This is a genomic window from Pseudomonas synxantha BG33R, from assembly GCF_000263715.2.
Taxonomy (GTDB): domain Bacteria; phylum Pseudomonadota; class Gammaproteobacteria; order Pseudomonadales; family Pseudomonadaceae; genus Aquipseudomonas; species Aquipseudomonas synxantha_A.
In genome coordinates, this window is record NZ_CM001514.1 from 1,458,779 (window position 1) to 1,478,143 (window position 19,365).

15 protein-coding genes are annotated in these 19,365 nt (G+C 60.7%); 5 read left to right on the top strand and 10 right to left on the bottom strand.

From position 1 onward, the window contains the following. Window positions 1-76 precede the first annotated feature (76 nt). Window positions 77-859, top strand: coding sequence for a class I SAM-dependent methyltransferase (locus tag PSEBG33_RS20510; protein ID WP_005785532.1), 783 nt, complete (start codon window positions 77-79; stop codon window positions 857-859). Between the two features lie 449 nt (window positions 860-1,308). On the opposite strand, the gene PSEBG33_RS20505 is transcribed toward PSEBG33_RS20510, so the two are convergent. Continuing rightward, window positions 1,309-1,962, bottom strand: coding sequence for a TetR/AcrR family transcriptional regulator (locus PSEBG33_RS20505; protein ID WP_005785534.1), 654 nt, complete (start codon window positions 1,960-1,962; stop codon window positions 1,309-1,311). Window positions 1,963-2,055: 93 nt separating this feature from the next. On the opposite strand from PSEBG33_RS20505, the gene PSEBG33_RS20500 reads away from it, so the two are divergent. Together PSEBG33_RS20500 and PSEBG33_RS20495 are read left to right on the top strand one after the other, a co-directional pair. Further along, on the top strand, window positions 2,056-3,156 hold the full coding sequence (locus PSEBG33_RS20500; protein ID WP_005785535.1) for an efflux RND transporter periplasmic adaptor subunit: 1,101 nt from the start codon (window positions 2,056-2,058) through the stop codon (window positions 3,154-3,156). Window positions 3,157-3,161: 5 nt separating this feature from the next. Next, on the top strand, window positions 3,162-6,227 hold the full coding sequence (locus PSEBG33_RS20495; RefSeq protein WP_005785537.1) for an efflux RND transporter permease subunit: 3,066 nt from the start codon (window positions 3,162-3,164) through the stop codon (window positions 6,225-6,227). A 567-nt stretch (window positions 6,228-6,794) separates the two neighbouring features. On the opposite strand, the gene PSEBG33_RS20490 is transcribed toward PSEBG33_RS20495, so the two are convergent. From PSEBG33_RS20490 to plsB, 3 genes are read right to left on the bottom strand one after another with little or no spacing between them, the layout of a single operon-like run. After that, window positions 6,795-7,484, bottom strand: a complete 690-nt coding sequence (locus tag PSEBG33_RS20490) for a DUF4197 domain-containing protein (RefSeq protein WP_005785540.1) — start codon at window positions 7,482-7,484, stop codon at window positions 6,795-6,797. A gap of 26 nt (window positions 7,485-7,510) precedes the next feature. Next, window positions 7,511-7,912 carry a YbaY family lipoprotein gene (locus PSEBG33_RS20485; protein WP_005785541.1) on the bottom strand — a complete coding sequence of 134 codons (402 nt, stop codon included), beginning with the start codon at window positions 7,910-7,912 and terminating at the stop codon, window positions 7,511-7,513. Window positions 7,913-7,963: 51 nt separating this feature from the next. Beyond that, the gene (gene plsB, locus PSEBG33_RS20480) at window positions 7,964-10,483 is read right to left on the bottom strand and encodes a glycerol-3-phosphate 1-O-acyltransferase PlsB (protein WP_005785543.1); all 2,520 of its coding nucleotides are present in this window, start codon (window positions 10,481-10,483) and stop codon (window positions 7,964-7,966) included. A 180-nt stretch (window positions 10,484-10,663) separates the two neighbouring features. Here plsB and PSEBG33_RS20475 point away from each other — a divergent pair, with 180 nt between their 5' ends. Further along, on the top strand, window positions 10,664-10,873 hold the full coding sequence (locus PSEBG33_RS20475) for a cold-shock protein (RefSeq protein ID WP_003219353.1): 210 nt from the start codon (window positions 10,664-10,666) through the stop codon (window positions 10,871-10,873). A 137-nt stretch (window positions 10,874-11,010) separates the two neighbouring features. Here PSEBG33_RS20475 and PSEBG33_RS20470 read toward each other — a convergent pair whose 3' ends face one another. The 4 genes from PSEBG33_RS20470 to PSEBG33_RS20455 form a co-directional block, all read right to left on the bottom strand. Then, the gene (locus tag PSEBG33_RS20470) at window positions 11,011-11,388 is read right to left on the bottom strand and encodes a hypothetical protein (protein ID WP_005785549.1); all 378 of its coding nucleotides are present in this window, start codon (window positions 11,386-11,388) and stop codon (window positions 11,011-11,013) included. A gap of 55 nt (window positions 11,389-11,443) precedes the next feature. Continuing rightward, window positions 11,444-12,253, bottom strand: coding sequence for a putative RNA methyltransferase (locus PSEBG33_RS20465; RefSeq protein WP_005785551.1), 810 nt, complete (start codon window positions 12,251-12,253; stop codon window positions 11,444-11,446). Further along, window positions 12,253-13,404, bottom strand: a complete 1,152-nt coding sequence (gene dapE, locus PSEBG33_RS20460; RefSeq protein WP_005785553.1) for a succinyl-diaminopimelate desuccinylase — start codon at window positions 13,402-13,404, stop codon at window positions 12,253-12,255. The genes PSEBG33_RS20465 and dapE overlap by 1 nt, the downstream gene beginning before the upstream one ends. 254 nt (window positions 13,405-13,658) lie before the next feature. Further along, window positions 13,659-16,250 carry a glycosyltransferase gene (locus PSEBG33_RS20455; protein ID WP_005785555.1) on the bottom strand — a complete coding sequence of 864 codons (2,592 nt, stop codon included), beginning with the start codon at window positions 16,248-16,250 and terminating at the stop codon, window positions 13,659-13,661. A gap of 217 nt (window positions 16,251-16,467) precedes the next feature. Between PSEBG33_RS20455 and tcdA the strand changes: the two genes are divergently transcribed. Next, window positions 16,468-17,277 carry a tRNA cyclic N6-threonylcarbamoyladenosine(37) synthase TcdA gene (gene tcdA / locus PSEBG33_RS20450; RefSeq protein ID WP_005785557.1) on the top strand — a complete coding sequence of 270 codons (810 nt, stop codon included), beginning with the start codon at window positions 16,468-16,470 and terminating at the stop codon, window positions 17,275-17,277. A gap of 449 nt (window positions 17,278-17,726) precedes the next feature. Here tcdA and PSEBG33_RS20445 read toward each other — a convergent pair whose 3' ends face one another. Then, the gene (locus PSEBG33_RS20445) at window positions 17,727-18,140 is read right to left on the bottom strand and encodes a SufE family protein (protein WP_005785559.1); all 414 of its coding nucleotides are present in this window, start codon (window positions 18,138-18,140) and stop codon (window positions 17,727-17,729) included. Next, a complete protein-coding gene (locus tag PSEBG33_RS20440; protein WP_005785561.1) occupies window positions 18,137-19,342 on the bottom strand; it encodes an aminotransferase class V-fold PLP-dependent enzyme in 1,206 nt (401 codons plus the stop codon). Before PSEBG33_RS20440 ends, PSEBG33_RS20445 begins: the two co-directional genes overlap by 4 nt. Window positions 19,343-19,365 lie beyond the last annotated feature (23 nt).

Genomic DNA, 19,365 nt, shown 5'->3' on the forward strand with positions numbered 1-19,365 from the left:
CTCTGGCAAAATACCTGACTGCTGTTTTTATCGGCCGCTGTTTGCCGATCCTTAATATTTTTGAGCGTAGCGATTGATGAACGAACAACCAGCGGCCAGCCGCATCCAGGTCGAGGCGTTGGCCGAAAGTTTCCAGGCCTGCGCCGAGCAGTGGGCTTCGCTGCTGGGCTTGCCTTTACAGGTGGCGGATGCGGATTTTTCCCTGCAAGTGGGCGAGCAGGGCCTGCAATTGCAGCAGCTTGGGCCTGATGCGCCGGGGCCGGTGCGGGTCGACTTTGTCGAAGGCGGCGCGGCGCACCGGCGTTTATATGGCGGTGGCAGCGGGCAAATGATCGCCAAGGCCGTGGGCATCGCCCAAGGCGTACGGCCCAAGGTGCTGGACGCCACGGCCGGGTTGGGCAAGGACGCGTTCGTATTGGCCAGCCTGGGGTGCGAGATGAGCCTGATCGAACGCCAGCCGTTGATCGGTGCCTTGCTCGAAGACGGCCTGGCACGCGCTGCGCAGGATTTTGAAGTGGCACCGATTGTGGCGCGCATGAAGCTGCTCAAGGGCGACTCCATCGATGTGATGCTCAATTGGGAGGGCGAGCCGCCCCAGGTGATCTACCTGGACCCGATGTTTCCACACCGTGAGAAAACCGCCCTGGTGAAGAAGGAAATGCGCCTGTTTCGACCGTTGGTGGGCGATGATCCGGATGCACCGGCCTTGCTCGCTGCCGCCCTGGCTTTGGCCAGCCACCGTGTGGTGGTCAAGCGCCCGCGCAAGGCGCCGTGCATTGACGGGCCCAAACCGAGTCATGCGTTGGATGGCAAATCCAGCCGCTACGACATTTATCCCAAGAAAGCGCTCAAGCCATAAGCTGCAAGCAACAGCACTCATATTCGTGATGCTGCGAGATCCAAATGTGGGAGGGGGCTTGCATCCCGATGGCGGCCTCAGGGCCGACCAGGATGTTGGATTAGACCGAGTACATATCCGTTATTCAGGTGACGGCCGCTATTGGTTCCGCTTTTACAGCGGGTCACTTTGGAAAAGAGCCCCAAAGTAACCAAAAGGCTCTTGCCCCACCACTCGGCACCTCGCTTAGGCTCGGTGTGCCCGTAATCCGCCAGTGATTTGGGGGGCCGCCGCCACGCGCCATCCATGGCGCGGGGCGGCTAAACCGGCATCCCTGCCGGTTTACCCCCCCAAATCCCTGTCGAATTCCGGCCAGCGTGGTTTAACGGGGCGCTTAAGATCAAGATCAAAAGCAGATCAAGATCAAGAGCGGCTCGCTTCGCATCGTGGTTAGTGTCGGTTGTTGCACCCTACGCTGTTGTCGAGACCGGGCTGCGATAGGCCCGCATAAACAACTTCACCACGTCCTGCACATGCTCTTCTGCCTCCTCTGCGCTCAGTTGCCCGCCGCAACCGTACAACAGGCGAAAGTTCGCCGTGCCCTTGAGCAGGCAAAAGAAGTGCTCGGCCGCTTTGAAGGGGGTGTCGATGTGTAAGGCACCGCTCTGGTCGATCTTGCCGAGCAGGCGTTCCATGCCTTGCAACATGCGCATGGGGCCGGCTTCGAAGAAGATCCGCGAGAGCTTCACGTCCTGATTGCCGGTGGTCATCATCAGGCGATGCAGGTTCACCGACTCCTCGCTGTTGATCAGCCGATGAAAGCCCCGTGCGATGTTCAGCAATACCGTCTCTACGGGCATGCCTGCGGGGAGCTCGAAATACATCACCGGCAATTGCTCTTCACATTTGGCCACCACCGCCGCGGTGAACAACGTCTCTTTATCGGTGAAGTGGCTGTAGACGGTGAGTTTCGAGACGCCTGCCGCAAGCGCGACGGCATCCATGCTGGTGTTCGCGTAGCCATTGCCCAGGAACAGGGATTTCGCGGCTTCGAGGATTGCCTGGCGTTTTGCCATGTCCTTGGGACGCCCGGGGCTGGCGGTGTTCACAGGATTGTCGGACATTTTCACCTTTAATACTGGACTGGCGAGTTTGGTATTAATAACATACCGGCCAGTATAATTATTCCAAGCTTCATTTGCGAAAGGTCCTTCAGCATGCGCAGCGCGTTCCTGCCCCTTGCTTTGCCTGTCAGCCTGGTCTTTTTATTGGCCGCCTGCGGCCATGAAGAAGCGACCCAGGCCACCGTCCGCCCCGCCATGGTGGTGCAACCGCAGCCCTCGGCACAGGCAATGGACAGCTACCCCGGTGAAGTACGTGCCCGTTATGAGCCGGACCTGGCCTTTCGCATCGGCGGCAAAGTCAGCAAGCGGCTGGTGGAGGAGGGCGAGCGGGTCAAGGCTAACCAGTCACTGGCTGAACTCGACCCCCAGGATGTGCGCCTGCAACTGGAAGCCAGCCGTGCCCAAGTGGCCGGCGCTGAGGCCAATCTGAACCTGGTGCGCGCTGAGCGCGATCGCTACAAGACCCTGATGGACCGTCAGATGGTCAGCCGCTCGCAGTACGACAACGCCGAAAACCTCTACCGAGCAGGTGAAGCGCGCCTGAAGCAGATCAAGGCCGAGTTCGACGTGTCGAGCAACCAGGCCGGTTATGCCGTGCTGCGCGCGCCCCAGGACGGCGTGGTCGCCAAGCGTGCTGTCGAAGTCGGCCAAGTGGTCTCGGCGGGCCAGACCGTGTTCACCCTGGCCACCGATGGTGAGCGCGAAGTGCTGATCAGCCTGCCCGAGCAAGGCTTCGGCCGCTTCAAGGTCGGCCAGCCGGTGTCGGTAGAGTTGTGGAGCCAGCCCGAACAGCGCTTCGCCGGACGCATCCGTGAACTGTCACCCGCAGCCGACCCGAAATCCCGCACCTTCGCCGCCCGTGTAGCCTTCACCGGCGGTAAAGTGCCGGCCGAACTGGGCCAGAGCGCGCGCGTATTCATACAAGCCGATGGCGTCATTGCTCTCTCGGTACCGCTGTCTGCTCTCAGCGCAGAGAACGGCGCGTCCTTCGTCTGGCGGGTAAAGCCGGACAACACCCTTGAGCGTACGCCGGTGCGCATTGGCGCGTTCGGTGAAAAAAACGTGCCGGTGCTCGAAGGCTTGGCTCCCACCGACTGGGTGGTTGCCGCAGGCGTGCATGTGCTGCATGAGGGCCAGCAAGTGCGCCCTGTGGATCGCTCCAACCGTGTCGTGAATCTGGCGGCCAAGGAGTAATCCCGATGGGTTTCAATCTTTCCGAATGGGCGCTGCGTAATCGCCAGATCGTACTGTTTTTGATGATTCTGCTGGCCGTGGTCGGCACCCTGTCCTACACCAAGCTGGGGCAAAGCGAGGACCCGCCCTTTACCTTCAAGGCCATGGTGATCAAGACCAACTGGCCCGGCGCCACGGCCCAGGAGGTGTCGCGCCAAGTCACCGAACGCATCGAGAAAAAATTGATGGAGACCGGTGAGTACGAGCGCATTGTGTCTTTCTCGCGCCCCGGCGAATCCCAGGTCACTTTCATCGCCCGCGACTCGATGCGTTCGGCGCAAATTCCTGAGTTGTGGTACCAGGTACGCAAGAAAATCAGCGACATCCGCCAAACCTTGCCACCGGATATCCAGGGGCCATTTTTCAACGACGAATTCGGCACCACCTTCGGCAATATCTACGCCCTGACCGGCGATGGTTTTGACTACGCCGTGCTCAAGGACTACGCCGACCGCATCCAGATTCAGCTGCAACGGGTGCCTGATGTGGGCAAGGTCGAGTTGCTTGGCCTGCAGGACGAGAAGATCTGGATCGAACTGTCCAACCTCAAGCTTGCCACCTTGGGTTTGCCGTTGGCCGCAGTACAGCAGGCGTTGCAGGAACAAAATGCCGTATCGACCGCCGGCTTTTTTGAAACCCCGAGCGAGCGTGTGCAGTTGCGCGTGTCGGGCAATTTCAAAACCGTGGAGCAGATTCGCGACTTCCCGATTCGAGTGGGCGATCGCACCTTTCGTATCGGCGATGTTGCCGATATCCATCGGGGCTTCAACGACCCACCGGCACCGCGCATGCGTTATATGGGCGCGGACGCCATCGGCCTGGCCGTGGCCATGCGCGACGGTGGGGATATTCTGGTACTGGGCAAAGCTCTTGAGAGTGAATTCGCACGCCTGCAAAAGAACCTTCCTGCGGGCATGGAGCTGCGCAAGGTGTCGGACCAACCGGCAGCGGTGAAGACCAGCGTCGGCGAATTCGTCCAGGTGCTCGCCGAGGCATTGGCCATTGTATTGCTGGTGAGTTTTTTCTCCCTCGGTGTGCGCACCGGCATGGTGGTCGCCCTGGCGATCCCGCTGGTACTGGCGATGACCTTTGCCAGCATGTATTACCTGGGCATCGGCCTGCACAAGATTTCCCTTGGCGCTCTGGTGCTGGCCCTGGGTTTGCTGGTGGATGACGCGATCATCGCTGTGGAAATGATGGCGATCAAAATGGAGCAGGGCTACGACCGGCTCAAGGCTGCGAGCTTCGCCTGGACCAGCACAGCATTCCCCATGCTCACCGGTACCTTGATCACCGCGGCGGGCTTTTTGCCGATTGCCACTGCGCAGTCGAGCACCGGTGAATACACCCGCTCGATCTTCCAGGTGGTGACCATTGCCTTATTGGCCTCCTGGGTGGCTGCCGTGGTGTTTGTACCGTATCTCGGGGAAAAGCTGCTGCCGGACCTGGCGAAAATTCACGCGGCCAAGCACGGCACCGATGGCCCGGATCCCTACGGCACGCCTTTCTACCAGCGTGTAAGACGTTTGGTGGAGTGGTGTATACGTCGGCGCAAGACGGTCATCGTGTTGACCCTGCTGTTGTTTATCGGCTCGGTCGCGTTGTTCCGCTTTGTACCGCAGCAGTTCTTCCCGGCTTCCGGGCGCCTGGAACTGATGGTCGACCTGAAACTGGCCGAGGGCGCCTCCCTGAGCAACACCGCCGAGCAGGTCAAGCGTCTGGAGGTATTGCTCAAGGCGCACGCGGGTATCGACAACTATGTGGCCTACGTGGGCACCGGCTCGCCGCGGTTCTACCTGCCGCTGGACCAGCAACTGCCGGCCGCCAGCTTCGCGCAGTTCGTGGTGTTGGCCAACACCATCGAGGAGCGTGAAAGCCTGCGCACCTGGCTGATTGAAACGCTCAACGAGCAGTTCCCCGAGCTGCGCTCGCGGGTCACTCGCCTGGAGAATGGCCCGCCCGTGGGCTACCCGGTGCAGTTTCGCGTGACCGGCGAACACATCGAAGAGGTCCGCGCCCTGGCCCGCAAAGTGGCGGCCAAGGTGCGCGAAAACACCCACGTGGTTAACGTGCATCTGGACTGGGAAGAACCGAGCAAAATCGTGTATCTGAATATCGACCAGGACCGGGCGCGCGCCCTTGGCGTGAGTACTGCCAACCTGTCGAAATTCCTGCAGAGTTCCCTGACCGGTTCCAGCGTCAGCCAATACCGGGAGGACAACGAATTGATCGAGATCCTCCTGCGCGGTACCGTCCACGAACGCACCGAGTTATCGCTGCTGCCGAGCCTTGCCGTACCCACCGACAATGGTAAAAGCGTGGCGCTGTCGCAGATCGCCACCCTCGAATACGGTTTCGAAGAAGGCATCATCTGGCACCGCAACCGCCTGCCCACCGTGACCGTGCGTGCCGATATCTACGGCAAGGAACAACCGGCGACCTTGGTGCAGCAGATCCTGCCGACGCTCACAGGTGTGCGTGCCGAACTGCCGGACGGTTACCTGTTGGAAGTGGGTGGCACCGTCGAAGACTCTGCTCGCGGGCAAAACTCGGTGAAGGCCGGCGTGCCGCTGTTCATCGTGGTGGTGCTGACTTTGCTGATGTTGCAATTGCGCAGTTTCTCACGCACGGCGATGGTTTTTCTGACTGCCCCCCTGGGCCTGATCGGTGTGACCTTGTTCCTGCTGGTATTCCGCCAAACCTTTGGCTTCGTCGCCATGCTCGGCACGATCGCGTTGTCGGGAATGATCATGCGTAACTCGGTCATTCTGGTGGACCAGATCGAGCAGGACATCAAGGCCGGGCTGGCGCCGTGGCAGGCGATTATCGAAGCGACCGTGCGACGCTTTCGTCCGATTGTGCTGACGGCCCTGGCGGCGGTGCTGGCGATGATCCCACTGTCGCGCAGCGTGTTTTTCGGGCCCATGGCTGTGGCGATCATGGGCGGGTTGATTGTGGCGACGGCGTTGACGCTGTTGTTTTTGCCGGCGTTGTACGCGGCGTGGTTCAGAGTCAGGAAGGAGGCAGCGTAGCGAGGTGTTTGCTGTTTCCCGTACATGTGTTTTTTTGGGTTTCTCTGCCAGGCCGGTGCCTGGCCATCCCCTGATACCCACCGGGCAGTATTTACATACCGATGCAAACACGCAGTCGCTCAGATGGAACGCTTGCCCTTGTAACTCCACTCAGGCAATGCCTGACGGACAGGCAGAGGACTTGGCACTGCCATGTGGCGGCCAGGCCTTTTCATTGAGTTCATGGAGTTTTACATGTCGTTCTTTAATGTAATTGCGGCTTTCAAAGAGGCTTTTCTCGGGGCCTTGCTGGGTAATCATGCGCCACGCAATGATTTCGCTATCACCCAGTCCTATAGACCTCATCATGGAAGTTCAGGTCATTACCACCGCCCGCATTTTAGCTATGCCCAACCCACCAGGTATCACAACCCGCCATACCTGCATCAACAACCGGTCCACGGGTATCAATCACCCAGCAGACCTTTGTATCCGCTGTTTCGTTAAACCCGTGACAGGCTTGGCCTGAAACAACTGCGCCAAGGCCCGTTACCAGCGGCCTTGGCGCAGTAGGGTCGTAGTGCGGGGTTACAGCGCTCCAAACACCTTCTTTGCCAAACTGGTGGCAGCCGCCGCCGGATTCTTGCGAATCGTCTCTTCCTGCTGCGCAATCATCTTGAACAAACCATCCAGCGCTTGCTCGGTCACGTAGTTTTCGACGTTGGCGCTCTTGGCATCCACGGCGCCGAAGGCCGCGGCCTTGCCGGCCAGGGCGTTGTACTGCTGAGCCACGCCGACCTTGTCGGTAGCGGCCTTGACGATGGGCAGGAACTTGGCGCGGATTTCCTCTCGGCTGCTTTTGTTCAGGTATTGGGTGGCAGAGTCCTGACCACCGCTGAGAATGCCCTTGGCGTCGGTCACGCTCATGTTTTTCACGGCGTTGACCAGAATCGGCTGGGCCTGGGTCACGGCGGTTTCAGCCGCTGCGTTCATGCTGGTTTCCAGCTGCGTGACCTGGTCACCCATGCCGAACATTTTCAGTTTGTCGGCGACTTTGCCGAGCTTGCCTGGCAGGCCGATTTTTACTTCCGGGTTGTTGCTGAAACCACCGGGTTTGCCCAGTTGTTTGACGGCAATCTGCGCACCTTGGGTCAAGGCATCCTTCAGGCCGCCGCTGGCGTCGCCCTGGGACAGGCTGCCAAGGTCGAGGGCCATGGCGTTGGCACCGAACAGCAAGCCGGCACACAGGGCGGTGAGGCGAAGAGATTTGCGGAGCATGGGCGCTTCCTTATGACGTGAATTGATCAGTGTGCGACCGCATCAACCCGCAGGCGCAGCGGCTGTGGATCCTGGCCATTGAGTTGCACGGCGTGCCGCTCTGTAGTGATGAACAGTAGCTTGCCCTCCAGTTCGATGCGAGCGCTGACCGAGTAAGTATGGCCTGGCTTGACCTGGGCCGGGTCATAGCTCAAGTGAAACGGCAGAGGCACCTGGCCTTTGACCGGGCCTTTCTGTTCGGCGAGGGTCACGGCCGGGGCGTCCATGAGGGACACATCTTGCAGGCTGACGCTCAAGGTGGCAGCAGGCGGCAGGGCAATACGTTGCAGATAGAACACTTCGCCGTCGAGGCTGGCTTTCGGGGTTGGGGTCATTGAGTGGCAGGCTCCGAGCAGGGCGGTCAGGCCCAGGAGAATGATCTTTTTCATGGTGCAGCTCCTTTTCAACGGCGCCGGAATCCGCCCGGCGCCTCAGTCAATCTAACGGCTTTGTTCAGGTGTGACTGCTTCTGCTTGCGCCAGCGCTTCGGCTGCGCCGTCTACGCGGTGCAAGGCCACCTGGCGGATCGACAGGCGAATATCGGCCGGCAGCACGCGTTTGGCGGCGCCTTCGGCCAGTTCGCCGAGCAGGTCGTGATAGCCCAGCTTGCCGGCTTCATCGCGACGCAGCACATCTTGCTCCAGCAACGTCTGAATAAAATGTCGGAAAAGACTCTTGTCGAAGAACTCCGGGGCGTTGAGACCGTGCAGGATTGATAGGCGCTGGGCCATGATCGTGCACAGGTCTTCCAGTTCTTCGGCGCTGATGCTGTTCTGGCCGCTGTTGAGCAACAGCGATATCGCCATGTAGAAGCGTTGCAGGGTCTGGGCGATGCTCTTGGACAACAGCGTCAACAGCACAAATTGTCGCGAACTCGGCGCCGGGCGCAGGTACACGGCGTTTTCGAAGCGCAGCAGGCCTTGTTCGACAAACGCGTCCAGCCACTGGTCGACCACGGTGTCCAACTCTTCCAGCGACCAGCGGATAAACAGCTCCGATTGCAGATACGGGTAGAGCGCGCGGGTGTAGCGCAGGATCTGTTCGCGGCTCATCCGCGAGCTGCTCTGGAAGAAGCTCGCCAGCAACGCCGGCAGGGCGAAGATATGCAGCACGTTGTTGCGGTAGTAGGTCATCAGGACGGCGTTCTGCTCGTCCAGGTAGACAATCTTGCCCAAGGCGTCGCTTTGTTCCGACAGCAGCTTCATGTCCTTGACGTGCTTGATCAGCGCCAGGCCATCGCCCTCCGGCAAGGTCGTGTGGGGCGAGTAGGGCACGCGACGCAGCAGCGCCAGGTACAGGTCGAGCTGGCGCGCCATGGCTTGTTCATCCAGGGCCAGGCGTGTGGTCGACAGCAGGGCCAGGGCCACCAGGTTCACCGGGTTGATCGCCGCGGCTTCGTTCAAGTGCCGCGCCACCTGCTCGCCAAGGCGATTGGTGGTTTCGTTGAGCCACGCCGGCTTGTAGTTCGGGCCCAGTTCCTGGGCGCGCCAGTCCGGTTGCTCGGCGTCGAGAAATTCCGCCAGCTTGATCGGCTCACCGAAGTTGACCGCGACCTGGCCGAAACGCTGCTTGAGGGCGCCGACCACTTTGAAAATATCGAAGATCGACTCTTTCTTCTTGCTCGCGCCACGCAATTCGCCGAGGTAGGTGCGGCCTTCGAGCACGCGTTCATAGCCGATATACACCGGCACGAACACGATCGGCATACGCGAGGAGCGCAGGAAGCTGCGCAGGGTAATCGCCAGCATCCCGGTTTTCGGTTGCAGCATGCGCCCCGTGCGCGAGCGGCCGCCTTCGACGAAGTACTCCACCGGGAACCCCTTGGTGAACAGGGTGTGCAGGTATTCGTTGAACACCGAGGTGTACAGCGGGTTGCCCTTGAAGGTGCGGCGCATGAAAAACGCACCGCCACGGCGCAGCAGGCTGCCGATCACTGGCATGTTGAGGTTGATACCGGCCGCGATGTGCGGCGGGGTCAGGCCGTTCTTGAACAGCAGGTACGACAGCAGCAGGTAGTCGATGTGGCTGCGGTGGCAAGGCACATAGATCACCTCGTAGCCTTGGGCAACCTTCTGCACGCCTTCGATGTTATTGACCTTGATACCGTCGTAGATCTTGTTCCAGAACCAGCTCAGCACCACTTCCAGAAAACGGATCGCGGTGTAGGTGTAGTCCGAGGCAATCTCGTTGCCGTAGCGCAGCGCCAGGGCCTTGGCTTTTTCCGCAGAGATTTTTTCTCGTTCGGCTTCATCAACAATGGCCTGGCGCACCAGCGGCATATTCACCAGCCCCTTCACCAGGTTACGGCGGTGGGACAGGTCGGGACCGATCACTGCCGTCTTCAGGTTACGAAAGTGCACGCGCAGGATGCGCTGGGCCATGCGCACGGTGCGTTCGTGGCCTTTATTGTGCTCGATCAATTCACGCAGGTTGATTGGCGCGGAGAATTGCACGCGGGTCTTGCGCCCCAGGATCAGGATGCTCAGCAACCGGCGCAGACGCCCGGTCACCGCCCAACTGTCGGCAAACAGCAGTTTCCACGGGCTGGACTCGCTTGCAGGAGACTGGCCCCAGAACACGCTGACGGGAATGATTTGTGCATTCTCTTCGGCGTGCTCGGTCAGGGTATTGACCAGGCGTGTCAGGGTGGGCGGTGCACCGCGCTTGTCCTGACGGCCGAGCCAATCCGGGTCCGGCGTGAGATAGAAGAACGCCGCGGGCTCCATCAATGGGCCTACCGATACCGGCAGCACCGGGCGCGGCAGGCCGGCCTTGGTGCACTCGGCATCGACCACCGCCAACTCGGTGAGGGAGGGTGATTGCAGGACGTAGAAAACCGGCCGGCTGCGGTCCAGGTTAAGGGTGAGGGACGACTGGTTGATCGTCTCCGAGCGAACCCAGAGGTACAACAGTCGGCGCAAGGTGCCAAACACCAGACGGCGGAACGGGGAGCGGGTCATAGGCGAACTGCTTCAAGTGGAAAAAACCGAGCAGATGCTCGGGCAGGTAGTGTGCCGTATTCACCGAAAATCGGCAAAAAAGCAGCGATGTAAACTTGAGTTGATGGTTTTTGAGCCTGTCTTATACTCGGCAGTTCAATACGTGCGACTCAACAATAAAAAACCAGTGGGAGTGAACAGATGGCAACGCGCGAAACCGGCAATGTGAAGTGGTTCAACGATGCAAAGGGCTACGGCTTTATCCAGCGTGAAGACGGCAAGGACGTGTTTGTGCACTACCGCGCCATTCGCGGTGAAGGCCACCGCTCGTTGGCCGAAGGCCAGCAGGTGGAATACGCAGTGGTCACGGGCGAGAAGGGCTTGCAGGCAGAGGATGTGGTGGGCCTGTGACAACTTTGTTTTGATAACCCAATCAACTGTGGGAGCTGGCTTGCCTGCGATAGCATCACTGTGGTCTGACTGATAGACCAAGGTGTCTGCATCGCAGGCAAGCCAGCTCCCACATTGATTGGGTTAGCAATCCACTGTCAGGCTGTTTTCCAGGTTATCTGCTCTTCACCATCTGCGCTGATGCGAATCCAGGTATCGGCACTTTCCTCGCCTTCTTCCTCAACCCACGTCCCCGGTGCGCAGCGCACTTCAACATTCAATGCGGCAAACGCGGCGCGGGCGCAGGCGATGTCGTCGTCCCACGGGGTCTGGTCGCTTTCCAGGTACAGGCTGTTCCATTTGCCTACAGCCTTGGGTAGCCAGGTAACTGGCACGCTGCCGGCTTTGCACTTGTAGGTCTGGCCTCTCTGGACCCAGTCGGAGCAAGGGCCCAGGGCGGCGCCCAGCCAGGCGGCGATGGCCTTGTGATCGACGTCGGCGTCTTTCAGGTAAATCTCGATATCGGGTTGGCGCATGGATGTTCCTCGTTGCGGGATTCGAAAATCCATTCGCGGGTATTTGTAAAGTCAGCTATTGAAGCACGAAATAATCGTAGCGCATCGACACCGTGACCTGCAGCGGCTCGGCCGCCTCGATCACTTCGGCGCGGCGCTCGGCACTGGCTCGCCAGCCATGAGGCGTCATGGCCAGCAGGTTGGCGCGGTCGGCAGGCTCGGCCAGGCTCAGGGTGAACTCAAGGGTTTCACTGTGCGCCAGGCTCATGCCCTCCGGCACCAGGGCCAAGTGTTTATCGTCGGTGTATTCGCGCACTTCGTCGTACAGGCGCTCGCGCAGTTCCATCAAGTGGCCGCTGGTCGGGCCGACCTTCATCAAGCCGCTGCCGGGGCTGAGCAGGCGCTTGGCTTCTTGCCAGTCCAACGGGCTGAACACGCTCGCGAGGAACTGGCAGCTGGCATCGGCCAAGGGTACTCGGGCCATGCTGGCGATCAACCAGGTCAGCGCCGGGTTGCGCTTGCACGCGCGCTTGACCGCCTCCTTGGATATATCCAGGGCATAGCCATCGGCGTCGGGCAGCGCCTCGGCAATTTGCGCGGTGTAGTAACCCTCGCCACACCCAATGTCGACCCAGCGCTGTGGTGCGCGCTCGGCGGCCAGTGCGGCCAGGCGCTTGGCCACCGGGGCATAGTGCCCGGCGTTGAGGAAGTCGCGGCGTGCCTCGACCATGGCCAGGTTGTCGCCCGGGTCGCGGCTGTTCTTGTGCTGCACCGGCAACAGGTTCAGGTAGCCCTGGCGCGCACGGTCGAAACGGTGCCCGACCGGGCACGCTACGCCATTGTCCACCGCGCTGAGCGGTGCGTTGCAAATGGGGCAGGCAAGCATCAGGCGAGCAACTTGATCAGGGTCTGGTAATAGATTTCGGTCAGCACATCGAGGTCGCTGGCCAGGATGCGTTCGTTGACCTGGTGGATGGTCGCGTTGACCGGGCCCAGCTCGACCACCTGGGTGCCCAGCGTGGCGATAAAGCGCCCATCGGAAGTACCACCACTGGTGGACGCCTTGGTCTCACGCCCGGTGATCGCCTTGATACTGGCAGATACCGCATCCAGCAGCGCGCCCGGCTCCGTGAGGAACGGCAGGCCCGACAGCGCCCAATCCACATGCCAGTCCAGGCCATGTTTATCCAGGATGGCCGCGACCCGCTGTTGCAGGCCCTCGACGGTGGACTCGGTCGAGAAGCGGAAGTTGAACACCGCCGTCAGGTCGCCGGGGATCACGTTGGTGGCGCCGGTACCGGAATTGAGGTTGGAAATCTGGAAGCTGGTCGGCGGGAAGAAGGCGTTGCCGTCATCCCAATGCTCGGCAGCCAACTCGGCCAGGGCCGCCGCAGCCAGGTGGATCGGGTTCTTCGCCAGGTGCGGGTAAGCCACGTGGCCCTGTACGCCGCGTACGGTCAAGGTGGCGCCGAGGGAGCCGCGACGGCCGTTCTTGACCACATCGCCCACCAGGGTGGTGCTCGACGGTTCGCCGACGATACACCAGTCCAGGCGTTCCTTGCGTGCAGCCAGGCGTTCGATTACGGCCTTGGTGCCGTGATGCGCCGGGCCTTCTTCGTCGCTGGTGATCAGGAAGGCGACCGAACCCTTGTGGTCCGGGTAGTCGGTGACAAAGCGTTCCGCCGCCACCAGCATCGCCGCCAGGCTGCCTTTCATGTCTGCCGCGCCACGGCCGCAAAGCATGCCGTTTTCATCGATCAAGGCGTCGAAGGGGTCGTTCTGCCAGGCCTGCACCGGGCCGGTCGGCACCACGTCGGTATGGCCGGCGAAGCACAGCACCGGGCCTTCGTGCTTGCCGTGGGTGGCCCAGAAATTGTCTACGTCTTCGATACGCATCGGTTCAAGCGCAAAACCGGCGTCGCCCAGGCGCTGCATCATCAGCTTCTGGCAATCGGCATCGATCGGCGTGACCGAGGGGCGACGGATCAGGTCGATGGCAAGTTGAAGGGTCGGCGAAAGGTCGGCATGGGCCGTCATGGGGAAACTCCGGAAAGCGTGTGATGGGCGCAGGACGAATGTGGAAATATCGAGCCTGGAGCAACGCAATTCCAATGTGGGAGCTGGCTTGCCTGCGATAGCATCACTGCGGTGTGCCTGTCAGACCGCGGCGTCTGCATCGCAGGCAAGCCAGCTCCCACATAGAATTGGGCCAGGCCAAGTCTCACAAAAGGGCCGTTATCTTATAGCAAAACGGCGGCCAGAGGCCGCCGTTTAGTGCATTGCGCAAGTTTTTACACCGCCGTGGCAGGCTCAGCCTTCGGCGCCGGTTTCGGCAGCGACGACAGAAACGCCATGATCAGCGCAGCCACGTAGGGCAGCGACTGCACCAGCAACATCACGACCCAGAAGCGAATGTCATTGCTTGGCAGGCCCTGCACCAGGTAGATCCCCAGCGCAGCGCCCCACAGCAGCAGCATGATGAACATTTCTTCGCGGGCTTCAGAGATCGCTACCCAGAAGCCATGGTTATCCGCGTTTTTCGGCGTGCGAAAGAACGGAATGCTGGTGGTGAAGAAGCCATACAACACCGCCTTGGCGATGGTATGGGACAACGCCAACCCGGCCAGGGCCGCGCAGAACGCATCTTTCAAGTTCACCCCTACGGCACGACGGTAGAGGAAGATGATCTTGCCGACCTTGAACACGAACAACGCCAACGGCGGGATTGCGAAAATCAGCAACGGCGGGTCGACCCGTGTCGGCACGATGATCATCGCCGCCGACCACAACAGTGCGCCGACGGTAAAGAAGATGTTCATGCCATCCGCTACCCACGGCAACCAGCCCGCGAGGAAGTGGTAGCGCTGGCCGCGAGTCAATTCGGTGTCTTTGCCACGTATCAGGCTGGCGGTGTGACGCTTGATAATCTGGATCGCGCCATAGGCCCAGCGGAAACGCTGTTTCTTGAAGTCGATAAAGGTATCCGGCATCAGGCCCTTGCCGTAGCTGTCGTGGTAGTACGCTGCCGACAAACCTTTCTCGAACACGCGCAGGCCCAGTTCGGCGTCTTCACAGATGCACCAGTCGGCCCAGCCCAGTTCCTCAAGCACCGAGCGACGGGTCATGGTCATGGTGCCGTGCTGGATGATCGCGTCACGGTCGTTGCGGGTAACCATGCCGATATGGAAGAAGCCTTTGTATTCGGCGTAGCAGAGCTTCTTGAAGGTGCTTTCGTTCTGGTCGCGGTAATCCTGGGGCGACTGCACCACGGCGATTTTCGGATCGGCGAAGTGCGGCACCATGTGCTTGAGCCAGTTGGGTGACACGCAGTAGTCCGAGTCGATCACCGCGATCACTTCGGCATCCTTGGCGGTGTGCGGGATCAGATAATTCAACGCGCCCCCCTTGAAACCAGCCAGGGGTGCGACGTGGAAAAACTTGAAGCGCGGGCCCAGGGTTTCGCAGTAGTCGCGCACCGGTTCCCATACCGCCGGGTCCTTGGTGTTGTTGTCGATGATCAGGACTTCGTAGTCCGGATAGTCGAGGGCAGCCAGGGCGTCGAGGGTCTGTTTGACCATCTCCGGTGGCTCGTTGTAGCACGGCACGTGGATCGACACTTTCGGACGGTAGTCCGAATCGCCTTCTACCGGCAGGAATTCACGCCGGCGCTTGTGGGTCCATACCGCTTCCGCCAGTTCGTGGGCTTCGGTCAGCAACACGATAAATACGCCAAGAGCACCGAGGGCCAGCAACACGCCGACTATCAGGCTGAACCAGGTGCTGTATTGCTGGCTGTAGTCGTAGCCGATCCATACCAGCACCGACCCGCACAGAAACGCAATAAAGGTCAGGAAGGTCCGGCCCCGCTGGCGCAGCGCCGAGCCGTCGATCATCAACAGGGTCAGGGACAGCAGTGCAAGCACCACCGAGCCGATGGCCAGCACCCGCCATTGCGGGATAGCAACGACCGGGCCTTCAAAATTGAATTTCTGCTGGCGCGCGGCGTTGAACACGCCCCAGTAAGCACCTGCCGAGCCTTCGTCACTGACTTTCCACGGCTGATCGAAGGCCTCGATCACGAAGTAGTTGTAACCCTGGCGGTTAAGCTTGTTTACCAGCGTGCGCAGGTAAATGGCCTGGTCAGCCGGCGACGATTCATTACCACCGCGCATACGGCCGTTACTCGGCCAGCCAACTTCCGACAGCAGCAGCGGCTTTTTCGGGAAGGCTTTCTTCAGATCCTTGGCACGGTCGAGTACGTACTGGCCGGCCTTGTCCATCGGGATGTACTCCCAGAACGGCAGGATGTGCGCGGCGATCAGGTCGACGTGCTTGGCCAGTTGCGGGTTCTTTTCCCAGATGTGCCATTGCTCGGAAGTGGTCACCGGCACTTTCACGGCAGCGCGCACGCGGTCCAGCAACACAATCAGCGCTTCAGGGGTGATTTCGTCACGGAACAAGGCTTCGTTGCCGACCACCACGCGCACGACACTGCGCGAGTTATTGGCGATCTCGATGGCACGCTGGATTTCACGCTCGTTGCGTTCAAGGTCCGGGCTGATCCAGATCCCCAGGGTCACGCGCAGTCCGAACTCTTCGGCCAGCTTGGGGATTTCGCCCAGGGAGCCATCGACCGAGTAGGTACGGATGTTGTCCGTCAGCTTGCTCATGATCGCAAGGTCCTGACGCATCTGCTCTTCAGTCGGAAACTGATTCTTCTGCGGGTACTGGCCTTGCTGGAACGGCGAGTAGGAAAACCCGGAGATCTGTTCAGGCCAGTTGGGAGCGGTGACCGGGCGGTTGATCAGCGCCCAGAAACCGGTGAACAGCGCGGCGATGGCCAGCACGATCACCAGGTTGAGTCCAAATTTACGCGATGCCATGGTTATGTCGGGTTCCAAAAGGTGCGGAACGAAAAGAGGTGTCGGCCTACGCCGAACGGCGCGCATCCTACACCGGCCTTTCCCTGAGCGTATAGCAGACAGAGAAAAGCCGGACGTTAGTCTGCGAAAGTCCACCTAAGTTCTTTACTTGTAGCTGGAAGCTTCGAACTTGTCGCGCTGTAGTCCATAATGCGCGCCGGTTTTTGGGGTAATGATCATGAGTACAGAAGATCCGCGGTTTGCAGGCGTCGCCCGTTTGTACGGCATCGAAGGGCTGGAACGCTTGAAAGCGGCCCATGTGGCGATTGTCGGCGTCGGCGGCGTGGGCTCCTGGGCGGCGGAAGCGATCGCCCGTTGCGGGGTGGGCGAGATTTCGCTGTTTGACCTGGACGATGTCTGCGTGAGTAACAGCAACCGCCAGTTGCACGCCCTGGACAGCACCGTGGGCAAGCCCAAGGTCGAAGTGATGGCCGAGCGCCTTCGCGGCATCAACCCGGCGTGCACGGTGCATGCCGTGGCGGACTTCGTTACCCGCGACACCATGGCCGAGTACATCACCCCGAACATCGACTGCGTGATCGACTGCATCGATGCGGTCAACGCCAAGGCGGCGCTGATTGCCTGGTGCAAGCGCCGCAAGATCCAGATCATCACCACCGGCGGCGCTGGCGGGCAGATTGACCCGACGTTGATCCAGGTGTGCGACCTGAACCGCACCTTCAATGACCCGCTGGCCTCGAAGGTGCGCTCCACCCTGCGCCGCGACTACGGTTTCTCGCGCACCGTCACCCGTCATTACAGCGTGCCGTGCGTGTTTTCCACCGAGCAACTGCGCTATCCGAAGCCGGACGGCAGCATCTGTTTGCAGAAGAGTTTTGTTGGCGACGGCGTAAAGCTGGACTGCGCGGGCGGGTTTGGCGCGGTGATGATGGTGACGGCTACCTTCGGGATGGTGGCGGCGACCAAGGCGGTGGACAAGATTGTGGCTGGGGTGCGCAGACCTTCGGAGCGGGTCAAGCCCCTCTGAGTCTCAGAGCTTTACACCGTTCAAAATGTGAGAGGGGGCTTGCTCCCGATGGCGGCCTCAGGGCCGACCAGGATGTTGGATCAGACTGAGTACATATCCGTTATTTGGGCAACGGCCGCTATGGGTTCCGCCCTTACGGCGGCTCACTTTTGAACAGCGCAAAAGTAAGCAAAACGCTCTTGCCCCACCACTCGGCACCTCGCTCAGGCTCGGTGTGCCCGTAATCCGCCATGGATTTGGGGGGTAAACCGGCATCCCTGCCGGTTTACCCCCCAAATCCCTGTCGAATTACGGCCAGCGTGGTTTAACGGGGCGCCTAAGATCAAGATCAAGATCAAGAGCGGCTCGCTTCGCATCGTGGTTACCGTCGGTTGCTATCAAGTTGGAGTGTCAGATTGATAGATCTGGTGGCTGATACGCCGCCAGCGGGAGCAAGCCCCCTCCCACATTCAGTTGTGTGTATGGCTTAGTTCGCGCATACGTTGCAGGACTGCATTCAAGCCGTTGGTGCGCGATGGTGACAGCTGCCGGGACAGACCCAGTTGTGCAAACCAACCCGGCAAATCCACCGCTTGCAGTTCATCAGCCGACAACCCATTGACCCGCGCCAGCAACAGCGCCACCAACCCGCGAATCATTCGCGCCTCGCTGCTGGCAGCAAACTGCCAATGGCCGTCCTGCAAACGCCCCACCAACCACACCAGGCTTTCACAGCCTTGCACCAGGTTGGCGTCGACCTTTTCATCATCCGCCAACGCGGGCAGTCGCTCGCCCCATTGCATCAGCATCCGCGCGCGCTGCTCCCAACCGCCGACAGCCTGGAATGCCTGCAGCGCAGCCATCGCGTCCACTGGCAAGCTCATCGCAACATATCCAGCGCCTGGTCCAACGCTTCAAAGAAGCGCTCCAGGTCATCGGAATCGTTGTACAGCGCCAGGGACACTCGAATGGCGCCGGGTAAGTGCATGGCCTTGAGCAGCGGCATTGCACAATGATGCCCGGCGCGCACGGCAATACCTTGTTCGGTCAGGAGATGGGCGAGGTCAGCATTATGTACGCCGTCCACCACGAAGCTGACCAACGCCACGTGAGGTGACCCCAGGACGCGTACGCCATTGCGAGCTTTCAGCCCGCGCAGCAGGTAGTCGTGCAGTGCCGCTTCATGGGCAGTCACGGCGTGCTGATCCAGTGAGCTCAGGTAATCCAGGGCGGCACCCAGGCCGATCACGCCGGCAATGGGCGGCGTGCCGGCTTCGAACCCCAGGGGGGCTGGGCGGAAGCTGGCGCCTTGATAATCTGCCTGCTGCACCATCTCGCCGCCAAACTGCCAGTGGCGCAGGTGATGCAGGGCAGCGTTGCGACCGAACAGCACGCCGACGCCGTCCGGGCCGTAGAGCTTGTGGCTGGAAAATACGTAGAAATCGCAGCCCAGGGCCTGTACGTCGTGGCGACCATGCACGATGCCTTGGGCGCCATCCACAACAGTCAGGGCAGCGTTTGCCTGGGCCAGCGTCAGTAGCGCTTCCAGCGGCTGCCAGGTGCCCAGCACGTTGGACAACTGGCTCACCGCCAGCAGGCGCGTGCGCGGGCCGATCAATGATGCGGCGGCTTGCAGGTCGATCACACCGTCATCGTCCAGGGGCAATACCACCAGCGTCAGCGCACGCCGTTTGGCCAATTGTTGCCAGGGCAACAGGTTGGCGTGGTGTTCCAGGGCGCTGATGGCTATCTCATCGCCCGCATTGAATAGGTGCTCAAGGCCATAGGCCAAGAGGTTCAGCGCAGAGGTTGCGCCGTGGGTGAACACGACCTGCCCGCTGTCGCCTGCATTCAACCACTGCGCGACCTTGCTGCGACTGTCCTCAAAGGCTTGGGTCGCATGGGCTCCCGGCAAATGCTGGGCGCGGTGCACATTGGCTGCGCCATTGGCGTAGTAATGGCTGATGGCATCCAGCAGGGCCTGGGGTTTTTGCGCGGTGGCGGCGCTGTCCAGATAGGTCTGGTCTTGCCTTTGCAGGGTGGCGATGGCCGGGAAATCGGCGCGCCAGGGGGAGGGCACAAGCATGGTGATCAAGACTCGTATAAGCG